General features: G+C 59.0%; 9 protein-coding genes. 7 read left to right on the top strand and 2 right to left on the bottom strand.

Annotated features, from left to right (window positions below; genetic code table 11):
- The first annotated feature begins 185 nt into the window (after positions 1-185).
- On the top strand, positions 186-881 hold the full coding sequence (locus OYW20_RS13755) for a pirin family protein (protein WP_268796523.1): 696 nt from the start codon (positions 186-188) through the stop codon (positions 879-881).
- A gap of 96 nt (positions 882-977) precedes the next feature.
- Positions 978-2,396: an IS1182 family transposase gene (locus OYW20_RS13760; protein ID WP_268796524.1), complete on the top strand. Its 1,419-nt coding sequence runs from the start codon at positions 978-980 to the stop codon at positions 2,394-2,396.
- Between the two features lie 448 nt (positions 2,397-2,844).
- On the opposite strand, the gene pgm is transcribed toward OYW20_RS13760, so the two are convergent.
- Both pgm and OYW20_RS13770 read right to left on the bottom strand, forming a co-directional pair.
- Positions 2,845-4,491 (bottom strand): phosphoglucomutase (alpha-D-glucose-1,6-bisphosphate-dependent), encoded by a 1,647-nt coding sequence (pgm, locus tag OYW20_RS13765; protein ID WP_268796525.1) that lies wholly within the window; start codon positions 4,489-4,491, stop codon positions 2,845-2,847.
- 167 nt (positions 4,492-4,658) lie between these two features.
- On the bottom strand, positions 4,659-6,932 hold the full coding sequence (locus OYW20_RS13770; protein ID WP_268801133.1) for an ATP-dependent DNA helicase: 2,274 nt from the start codon (positions 6,930-6,932) through the stop codon (positions 4,659-4,661).
- A 393-nt stretch (positions 6,933-7,325) separates the two neighbouring features.
- Here OYW20_RS13770 and OYW20_RS13775 point away from each other — a divergent pair, with 393 nt between their 5' ends.
- From OYW20_RS13775 to OYW20_RS13795, 5 genes are all read left to right on the top strand, one after another.
- A complete protein-coding gene (locus OYW20_RS13775) occupies positions 7,326-9,755 on the top strand; it encodes a type VI secretion system Vgr family protein (protein ID WP_268796526.1) in 2,430 nt (809 codons plus the stop codon).
- Entirely contained in the window at positions 9,752-10,582 is an 831-nt protein-coding gene (locus tag OYW20_RS13780; protein ID WP_268796527.1) for a DUF4123 domain-containing protein, read from the top strand. Before OYW20_RS13775 ends, OYW20_RS13780 begins: the two co-directional genes overlap by 4 nt.
- Before the next feature lie 143 nt (positions 10,583-10,725).
- Positions 10,726-11,106, top strand: coding sequence for a DUF3304 domain-containing protein (locus OYW20_RS13785; protein ID WP_268796528.1), 381 nt, complete (start codon positions 10,726-10,728; stop codon positions 11,104-11,106).
- 342 nt (positions 11,107-11,448) lie between these two features.
- Positions 11,449-11,820 carry a DUF3304 domain-containing protein gene (locus OYW20_RS13790; RefSeq protein ID WP_268796529.1) on the top strand — a complete coding sequence of 124 codons (372 nt, stop codon included), beginning with the start codon at positions 11,449-11,451 and terminating at the stop codon, positions 11,818-11,820.
- Positions 11,817-13,673: a T6SS phospholipase effector Tle1-like catalytic domain-containing protein gene (locus OYW20_RS13795; protein ID WP_268796530.1), complete on the top strand. Its 1,857-nt coding sequence runs from the start codon at positions 11,817-11,819 to the stop codon at positions 13,671-13,673. Before OYW20_RS13790 ends, OYW20_RS13795 begins: the two co-directional genes overlap by 4 nt.
- Positions 13,674-13,696: the final 23 nt, after the last annotated feature.

The raw sequence follows: 13,696 nt of genomic DNA on the forward strand, positions 1-13,696 counted from the left end.
TAGCCGATCAACTGCAGGTAGTACTGCAGCTGATGACACTCTTTAATATCTAATTTTACGATTGTTACTACACAAAACTTACGCTTTTTATCGATACATAACTGATGGATCATCCTCCCATCGACCACGGCTCAACATTCAGCGGCGCTGGTTTACAGCACGGCCCTGCTCTGGAGGTAACGATCATGCTGCAACTAAGACCCTTCAACACCTTGGGCGGCGCCAACCACGGCTGGCTGAATGCCCATCACCATTTCTCGTTCGCCGAATACTACGACCCGAAACGCATGAACTGGGGTCAGCTGCGGGTCTGGAACGATGACGTGATCCAGGCGGGCACTGGCTTCCCCCGCCATCCGCACCGGGACATGGAGATCATCACCTACGTGCGTAAAGGTGCGATCACCCACGAAGACAGCCTGGGCAACCGGGGCCGGACTGAAGCAGGCGACGTGCAGGTGATGAGCGCGGGTACAGGGGTGGCGCACAGCGAGTACAACCTGGAATCAGAGGAAACCCGCATCTTTCAGATCTGGGTGATGCCGGACGAAACCGGTGCACCACCGTCCTGGGGCGCCAAACCGTTTCCAAAGGGCGATCGCGAAGGGTTCGTGACACTGGCCAGCGGCAAGGCCGATGACGACATTGAACTGCGGATTCGCGCAAACGCCCGTCTGGTGGCCGCCAACCTGAAAGCGGGCGAAACAGCCGAGTACGTGCTGGACGCAGGACGCCGCGCTTACCTGGTCCCTGCCACCGGCATCATTGAAGTCAACGGCCTGCGCGCCGAAGCCCGCGACGGCATAGCGGTAGAGGACGAGCGTACGCTGCGGGTAACGGCCATCGAAGACAGCGAAATCGTCTTGATGGACGTGGCTTAACGCACTGCGCTTTCTGTACAGACTGTGTGAAAACCTAGCCAACCTGCCTCAGATCTAAGAAAATGCCCCGCATCGAAAGATGCGGGGCATTTTCTTATGGCGTACATCCAGGGCGAATCTCGAAACCAGACCAGCCTGTTTCCGGTTTCCATCGACGAAGTCATTCCCGAAGACCATCTCGTCCGGGTCATTGATGCCTATGTTTCGCGCCTTGATCTCCGGGTTCTGGGTTTTGATAAAGCCATCCCCAAAGGCAACGGACGTCCACCTTACAACCCCGCCGATCTGCTCAAGCTCTACATCTACGGTTATTTCCAGCGCATACGGTCTTCGCGCCGGCTCGAAGCTGAGTGCCAACGCAACATCGAAGTCATGTGGCTGCTCAACCGCCTCGCGCCGGACTTCAAAACCATCGCCGACTTCCGCAAGGATAACGCCACCGCGTTCTCTGCAACCTGCCGCGCGTTTGTTCAGTTCTGCCGAACCGCAGGCTTGGTCAAAGGTGATCTGGTCGCCATTGATGGCAGCAAATTCAAGGCTGTCGCTTCGGCCCGTCGTCACATCAGCACCAAGCACCTCAAGCGCGATCAGGAAAAATTGGACCGCCGCATAGCCAAGTATCTAGAGGATTTGGACTGCGCAGATCGCGACGAAAATGAAGAGGTGGTTGATCGAAGCGCTGTTAAGACGGTGCTGGCGAAACTGACCGCCAAACGGGACGACTACCTGACCTGCCAGGCGCTGATGGACGAACTGCAGATCACCCAATTCATCAGCACCGAAAGCGACGCGCGGATGATGCGAGCCCCGCAGGGCATGGCCGTTGCCTACAACGTGCAGACCGCAGTCGACGCTGAAAACAGCCTGATCGTGCACCACGAAGTGACTCAGGAAGGCGATGATCGCAAGCAACTGGAGCCGATGGCAAAAGCGACTCAGGAAGTCCTTGAACAACCGAATCTGACCGTTACTGCAGATGCCGGCTATTCAAACGGCGAGCATTTTCAGGCCTGTGATGACGCCGGCATCACGGCGTACGTACCGATTAATCGGGGCAACAACATTGAAGACCCCACTTTTTTTGGCCGGGACGATTTCAACTACGACCAGCAAAACGACCGCTACCAATGCCCGGCCGGGCGTTTTTTGCCCCTGCTGCAACTGAACAAGGGACAGCGAATCTACCGCGCAAACGCTAATGACTGCGGCTCCTGCCCCCTTAAACATCGATGCACCAAGAGCCGCTATCGCTCGATCAAGCGACACGTTCACGAAGAAGCTTTTGAAAGAATGAAGCAGCGAATGCAGGCACATCCTGAGATGGTTGATGCCCGAAGAAGCATCGTCGAACACCCGTTTGGCAACCTCAAACAATGGATCTACGGCAATGGCCGGTTCTTGCTTCGCCAGCTAAAGGGTGCGCGAACGGAAATGGCGCTTGCGATAAACGCCTATAACCTGAAAAGGGCTATCAACGTCCTGGGCGTGCGCCGAATGATTGAGTTGCTGGCCTGAGGAAGGCCTTTTTTCTCTCTGTATAAATGGGAAATGCCCCGAGGTGATCGGGGCATTTTTTTGGTTAGCTGCTGGTTATCTGGTTTTCACACGGTCTGTGTAGGAGCCAACTTGTTGGCGAGGCGTCATGAGCGCGAAGCCGGTAATCCCCCACGCGAATGAATTCGCGCCTACAGGCCTCCGCCGATTCTGTAGGAGCCAACTTGTTGGCGAGGCGTCTTCCGGGTTGAATCCCGATTTACGCCTCGCGAATGAATTCGCGCCTACAGAGTCGAGCTGTACGCAGGTACAGAGTCGATCTGCATGCAGATCAATGTGGGAGGGAGCTTGCTCGCGATGAAGCCGCCAACTCGTCAACATTCTGCATCGGGCAGCGGCATCCAAAAACCAAAAAGCCCCGCCTGTGTGAGCAGACGGGGCTTTTTGGGCTACGGGATTTACGTCATGTTCAGCGCGGTGCGATGGCGGTATCCACCAGCACTTGAGCCTCTTCCACCAGACGCTTGAGGTGATCTTCACCCACGAAGCTTTCGGCGTAGATCTTGTAGATGTCCTCTGTGCCTGACGGACGCGCCGCAAACCAACCGTTTTCGGTCGAGACCTTCAAGCCGCCAATCGCCTGATCGTTGCCCGGCGCCTTGCTCAGAATGCTCTGAATCGCCTCGCCCGCCAGCTCGGTGGACTTCACCTGACCCGGTGACAGCTTGCTCAGCAGCGATTTCTGCTCCGGATTGGCCTTGGCCTCCACGCGGGTGGCGTAAGGCTTGCCCAATTGCTCGGTCAGCGATTCGTAGATCTCGCTCGGGTCACGGCCTTTGCGTGCGCGAATTTCCGCTGCCAGCAACGCCGGAATCAAACCATCCTTGTCGGTGGTCCAGACCGTGCCATCGCGACGCAGGAACGAGGCCCCGGCGCTCTCTTCGCCGCCAAATCCGAGCGAACCCTCGAACAGCCCTTGGGCGAAGAACTTGAACCCCACCGGCACTTCAAACAACTGACGGCCCAGACGCTGGGTGACCCGATCGATCATGCCGCTGCTGACCACGGTCTTGCCCACGGCCGCATCGGCGCGCCAGTCAGGACGGTTCTGGAACAGGTAGTCGATGGACACCGCCAGATAGTTGTTAGGCGCAAGCAAACCGCCAGTCGGGGTCACGATGCCGTGGCGGTCGTGGTCCGGGTCGCAGGCGAACGCCACCTGGAAACGGTCCTTGAGACCGATCAGCCCTTGCATGGCGAAATTGGAGGACGGGTCCATACGGATCTTGCCGTCCCAATCCACGCTCATGAAGCGGAATGTCGGATCGACGTGCTTGTTCACGACCTCAAGGTTCAGGCCGTAATGCTCGCCGATGGCCGACCAGTAACGCACGCCGGCACCGCCCAGCGGATCGACGCCCAGACGCAGATTGGCGCCACGGATGGCGTCCATGTCGATCACGTTCTTGATATCGGCAACGTAGGTGTTCACGTAGTCATGGCGATGGGTGGTGTCGGCGCGCAGAGCCTGCTCGTGGCTGATGCGCGTTACGCCGCGAACCTTTTCGGCCAGCAATTCGTTGGCTTTGGATTCGATCCACTTGGTGACGTCCGAATCAGCCGGACCACCATTGGGCGGGTTGTACTTGAAGCCGCCACTCTCCGGCGGGTTGTGCGACGGCGTGATGACGATGCCGTCGGCCAGGCCGGCGATACGGCCTTTGTTGTAACAAATGATCGCGTGGGACACCGCAGGGGTCGGCGTGTACTCGTCGTCCTGGGAAATCATCACCTGCACGCCATTGGCGGCCAGGACTTCCAGCGCGGTGGCAGCCGCCGGGGTCGACAGTGCGTGGGTGTCGGCACCGAGAAACAGCGGGCCGTCGATGCCTTTGAATTGGCGATACAGGCAGATCGCCTGACTGATGGCCAGCACGTGCCACTCGTTGAAGCTCAGCTCAAACGAGCTGCCACGGTGGCCGGACGTGCCGAACGCTACGCGCTGGGTGGAAACGGACACATCCGGTTGGCCTGTGTAGTAGGCCGTCACCAGACGAGGAATATCGACCAGCAATTCTGCAGGCGCCAATTTGCCCGCGAATGGACTGATACTCATGCGAAACCTCCATGGATGAAACAGGAAAAAGGCTCGGTGCGCCCATAATTAAGGAAAGCACCTACAGCACAGAACAGAAATGGCCTACAGGGCGGCAGTTTACTGGCAGTTTGACCGCCTCGCTCGTCTATCGATCCGTAAATACTTGAACGGATTATGGTCACGCGTCAGAGCGCCCACCACGCCGGTAAAAGCTGTTGCACCTTGTGCTCGGCGAATCGATCGTCAATCAGCATGACTACGCCCTGATCGTCCTGCCCGCGAATCACCCGGCCGGCGGCCTGAACCACTTTCTGCAAGCCGGGATACAGATAGGTGTAGTCGTAACCGTCGCCGAACAACAGGTTCATGCGCTGTTTAAGTTGCTCATTGACAGGGTTGATCTGTGCCAGACCCAAGGTGGCGATGAAGGCGCCTATCAGACGCGCACCCGGCAGGTCGATGCCCTCGCCAAACGCACCGCCGAGCACCGCAAAGCCAATACCAAGGCTGCTGTGGGTGAAACGATCCAGAAACCCTTGCCTGTCGGCTTCGGCCATGCCGCGTGATTGCTGCCAGATCGGCAACTGCGGATGGTTGCGCTGCATCAGCTCAGCAACCTGCTGCAAATAATCGAAGCTGCTGAAAAACGCCAGGTAATTGCCCGGCCGCGCCTCGAACTGTTCGGCCATGAGTTCGACAATCGGTGCCAGCGACGCCTGACGATGAACGTAGCGCGTGGAAATCCGGCTGATGATGTGCACATCCAGCTGGGCCCGGGTGAACGGCGATTCCACATCGACCCAGGCGGTGTTGTCCGGTAGCCCGAGCAGGTCGGTGTAATAACGCCGCGGGTTGAGCGTCGCGGAAAACAACACCGTGCTGCGCGCTGCGGTCAGGCGTGGACGCACGAAACCGGCTGGCACCACGTTGCGCAGACATAGCGTGGACAGCGCCGGCTTGTTGCCGCGTTCGCGCTTGCTGATGTCGAAAATGAAGTGCTCGTCGAACACTTCGGCGATTTTGCCAAACTGGATCGCCTCGAAATAGAAGCTCTGCAACTCGCCGTTTGCCGCCTGTGGCTGCTCGTTGAAGTAGTCGCCGAACAGCGTCACGCATTGACTGAGCGCCAAGAGAAAGCGGGCCGGCAAGCCGGGATAAGCCTGATACGGGGCAATTTGTTCTTTGTGCAGCGCATTCCACTCGCGATTGAGCCGTTGCAGCGGCTTTTTCAACGGCTCCGGCGCGTGCTGCCGGACGGTATTCAAGTTGTATTGATCGAGGGTGGCGCTGTACATCGAGCGTGTGCGTTCGACCATGTTGTGCGCCTCGTCCACCAGCACCGCCACACGCCACTGATTGAACTGGCTCAGGCCAAACAGCAGCGCGCTGAGGTCGAAGTAATAGTTGTAGTCGCCAATGACCACGTCCACCCAGCGCGCCAGTTCCTGACTGAGGTAGTACGGGCAGACTTGATGGCTCAGCGCGATCCGGCGCAGGCCCGCCTGATCCAGCCACGGGTTGACCAGCGCGGCACTGCGCGCGGCAGGCAGACGGTCGTAGAAACCTCTGGCCAGCGGACAGGAATCGCCGTTGCAGGCTTTGTCCAGATGCTCGCAAGCCTTGTCCCGGGCCACCAGCTCAAGCACACGCAGCGTCAGTTCGGGCGCGCTTTTGCCGATCACGCTCAAGGCGTCCAGCGCCAACTTGCGGCCCGGTGTCTTGGCGGTCAGAAAAAACACTTTGTCGAGTTTTTGCGTCGGCGCCGCTTTGAGCATCGGGAACACCGTGCCGATGGTCTTGCCGATGCCGGTGGGCGCCTGCGCCATCAGACAGCGACCGGTGCTGACCGCTTTGTAAACGGTTTCGGCCAATACGCGCTGCCCGGCACGAAAACCTGCATGGGGGAATTTCAACCCGCCCAGCACCTGATCACGGTCTGCACGGTGGGCCATTTCCTGGCGCGCCCAGTGCAGAAAAATGCCGCACTGTTGTTCGAAGAAGACCTGCAAGTCGTCCGCGCTGAAGCGTTCGTTCAGCTGGGTTTCCTGCTCGCTGATGATGTTGAAGTACACCAGCGCGATGTTCACTTCAGGCAACTCAAGCTGCTGACACAGCAACCAGCCGTAGATTTTTGCCTGCGCCCAATGCAACTGACGATGGTTGGCGGGCATCGCACTCAGGTCGCCGCGGTAGGTTTTGACCTCCTCCAGCTGATTGATCGCGGCGTCGTAGCCATCCGCCCGGCCGCGCACCGTCAATTCCCCAAACGTCGCCGACAGCGGCACCTCGGCGCGGTAATCGGCGCTGCGACGGCTCGCCACTGTGCGATGCCCGGCAATGCCCTCCTGCGCGGTGGGCGATGGCGTGAAACGCAAGTCGAGATCACCGACCTTGGCCGTGAACTCACACAATGCCCGCACCGCAACCACGTAAACACCCGGCGCATCGACTGGCTTCACGGGCTCCTGCCCGTGTTGGGCAGCGGCTGGCTCGAGGTTGGGGGCATCGGTAGGGAGGGAGGTAATCGGAATCACGAAACGAATGGGCCACACGCGGCAGGTACTGGACAGACGTACAGATAACAGCTGCAAGGCCCTGCCTGCAAATGAAAAGGGATCAGCGGGCAGGCGTTGGCCGCCTCACACGGAAATTCAGGTCTCAGAAACGTCTGTAGGGCAAATCGCTCGCATAACCTGATCCGCCCTACACGCTGCGCCGTCTCGACCTAGCCCTGCCGTTCTGCCCGATCGGGTTTACTTCTGCGTCCTCAAAAACAACCGCATGGATGCGCTGATTTCAACTGCACACATCCCTTCACCCGCTGCACGCATGCAGCCAGACAAGGAAAACGCATGTTCAAGAGCCCGCTAAACCTGTCTGTCGAGCAACAACGACGCCTGATCAAACTGACGACCGTGACGCAGAACGGCTCGGCGCTGTTGCTTGAATCATTTTCAGGCACGGAAGCGATCAGCAGCCTGTTCGCCTATGAGCTGGTGCTGCTCTCGGACGACGCGCACATCGAGCTCAAATCCATGATCGGCACGGCGGCGCAGTTGCGGCTGGACCTGGCACCGGGGGCTCGCTTCATCAACGGTTTTATCAGCCGCTTCAGCCTCGAAAGCAGCGACGGCGGCCACGCCCGCTATACAGCTACGCTCAGCCCCTGGCTGTGGATGCTCAGCCAGCGACAGGACGCCCGGATCTTTCAGGAGCGTACTGTTGAAGATATCGTTCGAGCGGTGTTTGCCGCCTACGGCACGCAAGTTGATGTTGAGTTTCGGCTGTTCCAGCCGCTGAAGCCTCGCAGCTACGTGACCCAGTACTTCGAGAGCGATCTGGACTTTGTGATGCGTCTGCTGGAAGACGAAGGTTTGTTGTTCTTTTTCGAGCACAGCGCACAACGGCACACGTTGGTCATCATGGACCGCTCAAGCGAACTGACGCCGCTGCCCGAGCAACCGGTCATTCGTTTTCACAGCGCTTCAGTCACCGAGACAGACGACGCCATTACCCGGTGGAGCGCTCATCGCCAGCTGCAATCGGGGCAGATGGAGGTGCAGACCAACGACTACAAGCAGCCCGGTAACACGCTGGCCGTCCGCATGAAGAGCCTCAACGATCAAGGTAACGTCGAGGCTCACCCGATCTATCTGCGCACCCCGCCCTGCTCCCATCGCACCCACGACGACGGCGAAAAACTGCTCCGCGCCCGCATTGAAGCCCACGAACGCGAGGGGAAGGGTTTCAGCGGAGCCAGCCACTGCCGGGCAATGTGCCCAGGCTTCACTTTCGAACTGACCCAGCATTTCGAGCATGATCTGGACTCGCTGGCTGACCGGCAATTTCTGCTGCTGACGGTCGAGCACCGGGGCCGCAACAATTACCTGTCGGCAGAGCCTGCGACCTACGAAAACACCTTCACCTGCATCCGCCGCAAAATCCCCTACAAGCCCACGCTCAAGACGCCTCGACCCACGATGTCGGGGCCGCTGACGGCAGTGGTGATCGGCCCTGAAAACGAAGAAGTATTCACTGATGAACTGGGCCGGATTCGCGTGCGGTTTCACTGGCAACGGCGCACCGAGACCTCGACCGACCCCGGCGCCATCGACACCCATGACACCGCCTGGCTCAGGGTGGCAATGCCGAGCGCCGGAGAACGATTCGGCCATCAGTTCTTGCCGCGTATCGGCCAGGAGGTGTTGGTCCAGCACATGGCGGGCGACGTGGACAGGCCACTGGTGACGGGCGTTGTGTACAACGCCGTTCAGGCGCCGCCGTACTTCAGTGGCGAACCTGGGCTGCCGGGCAACAAGACCCTGTCGGGAATCAAGAGTCGAGAACACAAAGGCGCCGGTTATAACGAATTACTGTTCGACGACACTCCAGGCGCGTTGCGTGCCCGAGTGGCCAGCACGCACCGGGCAACGGCGCTGAACCTGGGCGCGCTGACAACGCCTCGCAATAAAGGCCGGGCACAACCGCGTGGCGATGGCGCAGAACTGCGTACCGACGCAGCCATCGCATTGCGAGCGGCGCAAGGCATGCTCCTCACCACATTTGCCCGCACCGACGCCAAGGGCGCGCAACTTGACCGCGAGGAACTGCTCGAACTACTGGCTCAATGTGGCGAGCTGTTTACATCGCTGGGCCAGACCGCTGCGGCTCAGGGCAGCCACCGCGTCGATCAGCAAGGCGTCGATGGGTTGAGCCTGTCTCTCGAACAATGGCCGGCCCCCGACAGCCCCCATGGGGGTGACCCGGTCATTGCGGTCGCGGCTTCAGCCGGCATCGTCAGCGCCACCCCCCGTTCGCAGCTACATGTGGCCGGGGAAAACCACGACCTCCTCGCCCATCAACATATCCAGCTGACCAGCGCAGGCGCCAGCAGGATAAACGCCGGAAAAGGCATTGCGTTGTTCGCCGAAGACCTGGGTGTCAGTGCCATTGCCAATCGCGGCAAGGTGCTGATTCAGGCGCAGAACGATGACGTTGCGCTCAACGCTCAGCAAAACGTTCAGGTGTCCGCGACGCAGGGCGAAGTCGTGATCAGCGCGCCGCGCCTGCGTTTCATCGCCGAAGACGGCAGCTATATCAAGATCGGTGCCGGCATTGAAATCGGTACCCGGGACAAGGTCATCGTCCATGGCCGAGAGCATGACTGGCTGGGACCCAACAGCGAGCCGTACCACGTGGCAATGAGGCCGCCCGCAGAGCCGGTCTGCCTGGAATGCCTGCTCAACGCGGCCATGAAAGGCGCTGCCAGGGTGACGCTATGAATGCGCTGCCGCAAAGCTGGCACGCCCTCAACGGCCAGTGCACTGCCGCGCCGCTGGTACTGCTCGACGGTGCGATGCAGCAACGCCTTGGCGAAACACTGGCCAACTCGCCAGAGACCGCGTTGTCGCTGTTTGCCCTGCACTCCAGGGCAGCCCAGGCGCTCGGCCCTTGGCTGATGACACAGGCGCATGCGGTCTCACTGGGTGTGAACGGCAGCGCGCGCGGTATCAATTGGCTGGCGTGTGACATGCCACTGCCAGACGTGCGCGACCATCTTTTGACCTGGATGCGCGGTAGCGACCCGGAGTCGCGGCAGTGGCTGCGCCTGGCTGACGGTCGAGCATTGTCGGCACTGATGAATGTCTGGACAGACACGCAGCGTCAAGCGTTTTGCCAGCCATGGCGCGCGTGGTGCTACGCAGACCGGGATGGCAGACCGAAGCTGCTTGAGCTGCCGGTCAAGCGCGATATCCCGGACAACGTATCAACCACACTGGACGCGGCACAGGATCAAGCCCTTGCCCTGGCAACCCTGGCCGACGCTTTGCTGCACGAGCTCAAGCGCACCACGATCCTGCACGCTTCCCTGAAGGGTGATCTGGAACGGCGCCATGGGTTAGCGCAGAACGTGATCGATCAGGCCATGGCGGCGGGCTATCAGACTCAAGCAGAGCTCAGCCGTTGGCTGCACTGGGCGTTGCGCAGAGGCGTGAAAGCCCCTGAGCTGATGCCCGGTTTGATCGGGCCAGAACAAAATCTGCACGGAGATGCGTTGTGGGCGGCCCTTGAACGGGATGCAGACCAGCCACCGGAGGGGACAGCGTGAGACGGGTGATATTGGCGACGACGTTCATGCTCGCTGCGGCAATCGTATGGCTGACTTTTACTCACTACGTGTGGAGGCCAGCGTTACCGAAGCCTGTTGGGGAAAGGATGTTTGGCACCAGTGTTTCCCCGATGGATCACGACATGAGCGATACGATTGTCAGAAAAATATATGTCAACGGCGAATGGCTAGGCCGTGCAGGCACTGGGGGGCGAACGATACTCGGCGCTCTTGGACTGCCATCACCCTGGCGTCCCGGTTTGACCGTGCAGGTCAAATGGGAGCGCTGCAATCGTTTCGATAAACACAATCCTGTACCGGATTCGAAAGCGTGCAAATGGACGGAAAAAACGGTGTTGGTGCATCCATTCTCCGGGGTTGGTGGGACTTGGCTACATATCCTAGAAAACGATGAGGTGCTGATTATCCCGAGCAAGTACGAACCGGGCCATGAAGACTATCCAGGCCCAGGATTTCCTGAAAAAGATTTTTTCAAAAAGAAGACTTTGAATGAACGACATTAGTTGGCTGCCCTTGAAGGCGCCTCCAACCACAAGGATTTTCCATCCCGCTCTTAATGTTGCTACCGAATCGTCATGCCGTTTGAAACTGCAGTTTTCGATCTATTTCGACGGCACCCGGAATAGTAAAGATGTGGATACCGCAAGCCGCACTCACAGCAACATCGCAAAGCCTTTTAGCCACGCGGAGAACAATGCATGAGAAGAGTCATTTTGGCGGCAACCTTTATGCTCGGTGCGGCAATTATATGGCTGACTTTCACCCACTACGTGTGGAGGCCTGCGTTACCGAAGCCCGTAGGGGAAAGGATGTTTGGCACCAGTGTTTCCCCTATGGATCACGACATGAGCGATACGATTGTCAGGAACATATATATCAACGGCGAGTGGCTGGGTCGCGCCGGCACAGGCGGAGCTACGGTAATCGGCGCCCTCGCGCTGCCATCGCCATGGCGCCCCGGTCTGACTGCGCAGGTCAAATGGGAGCGTTGTGATCGATACGACAGACGTAATCCTGTGCCGGACTCCGAAGCATGCAAATGGACACAAAAAACGGTGCTGGTGCATCCGTTCTCCAGGGTAGGTGGTACTTGGTTGCATGTTCTTGAAAACGATGAGGCGCTAATTATTCCAACCATGTATTTCCCTGATCATGCAGATTATCCAGGTCCAGGATTCCCCAAAAAAAACTTTTTTAAAAAAGAAGACTTTAAATGAACGACATTAGTTGGCTGCCCTTGGAGGCGCCTCCGACCACAAGGATTTTCAATCCACCTCTTAGTGTTGCTAGCGAATCGTCATGCCGCCTGAAACTGCAGTTTGCGATTTATTTCGATGGCACCCGGAACAGCATCTATGTAGATAAAGCGAGCGGCACTCAAAGCAACATCGCCAAGCTATATGACCTTGCGAAGGACGAAAGCCTAGAGTGTGTATACCGACTTTACATCCAAGGGGTCGGAACCGCCTTTCCTAAGATCGGTGAACCAACGGCTCACCCGGATGGAGCGTCGAAAGGCGCTATGGGCGATCGACGCATCCGTTACGCGATTCTGTTCGTTGCCAACTGGGTTGCCTACGTAGCAAATAAACAAAAGCTTGTAGAAGAAGACCAGTCATCCATCACCCACGCCGTAAAAAACGACAACCGGATCCCCGCCTGGCGTGCAGCCTTGACCAAAATGCTAATCCCCCGCACTGGCAGTCCGCACATCGAAGAAATCACCCTCGACCTCTTCGGTTTCTCCCGAGGTGCCACAGCCGCTCGCTCATTCCTCAACCAGTTGCTCAAGCATTTCGGCAACAATGACAACACCTTCTGCGGCATCCCACTGCGAGTGCGGTTCATGGGACTTTTCGACACCGTGGCGTCGGTGGGCCTGGCCGATGCGTATCCGCTGCCGGTAGACGGTCATCAGCAATGGGGGGATGCACCGCTGTTGAAGATCCCGTCCTGCGTCGAGCAGTGCGTGCACATGGTTGCTGCCCATGAAAACCGTGCCTCGTTCCCGGTGGACCTGGTGCTTGCGGGTAACAGCTACGGGCCCAATTGCATGGAGATTGTTTACCCCGGCATGCACGCCGATGTTGGCGGTGGTTACAGCGACAGCGATCAGGGCAAGGGCACGCAGTTGGCAGACGGCCGCGTGCGCCATTCTCAGGCCGACAAACTGTCACAGATCGCCCTCAACGACATGTATCAGCGAGCACTCAAAGCCGGCGTGCCGCTGCTTGAACTCAAAGACATGGACGACGCCCGGCTACAAGATGACTTCGCCATCAGCCCTGAGCTGCAAGACAGCTTCGACGCCTACATGGCAGAACTCACCACGCTCAAAGGCGGTGCGCCGGTCACCGAGCACATGCTCGCGCACCGCAAGTTGTACCTGGGTTGGCGTAAACAGCTGTTGGCCGACGAGCATTTTGCACAGCTGTCGTTCGTGCGGTGCAGCGCCGAACAGGACCGTACAGACCTCATCGACGCCAATCGCCAGTTGCGTCAGCGCGTCGAAACCTTTGCTCAGGATGCGGGCCGCCGCAAGTTGCTTGAGCAAGGTCAATACAGCCTGGCCACGCCGCTGGAAAAAGGTTTCCACCTGGAGTGGCAACAGGCACCCGCCGTGCCGCCCCATGCCGGTTTGTTTCTTGAACAATACGTGCATGACTCGCGGGCGCACTTCGTATTGACCGACCCGCAGGCCAAGGACGACACCGCTCAGCTCCGCGCACAGCTCGAAGAGCAGGACGCGACGTACCAAAAACAGCTGAAGGCTTGGGAGACCCGGCATCAGGCGTATCTCGACAGCGCCCGGCAGGGACAGTACATCGCCCTGCCCTTGCGCCCGCTCGACCCGATGAGCAAAGACAGCCGACAGGTGCTCGACCTCTACCGCAGCGGCGGCACTCCGGTATTCACCGATGCCCGCCCGGCCACGCACATCGATGGCACGCTCGACGCCCGCGATCTGCTGTATCGCATGTCGGGCCGCCGGGAAAACTGGAGCTATTTGCGCTTGCGTCACCTGTTTGCGGGCCAGCGAGTGCGCTACTCGCCCGCCGTACCTGGCTAACCACGCCGCACACCCATCCAAAC

This window comes from Pseudomonas sp. BSw22131 (assembly GCF_026810445.1).
In the GTDB taxonomy this organism is placed as follows: domain Bacteria; phylum Pseudomonadota; class Gammaproteobacteria; order Pseudomonadales; family Pseudomonadaceae; genus Aquipseudomonas; species Aquipseudomonas huanghezhanensis.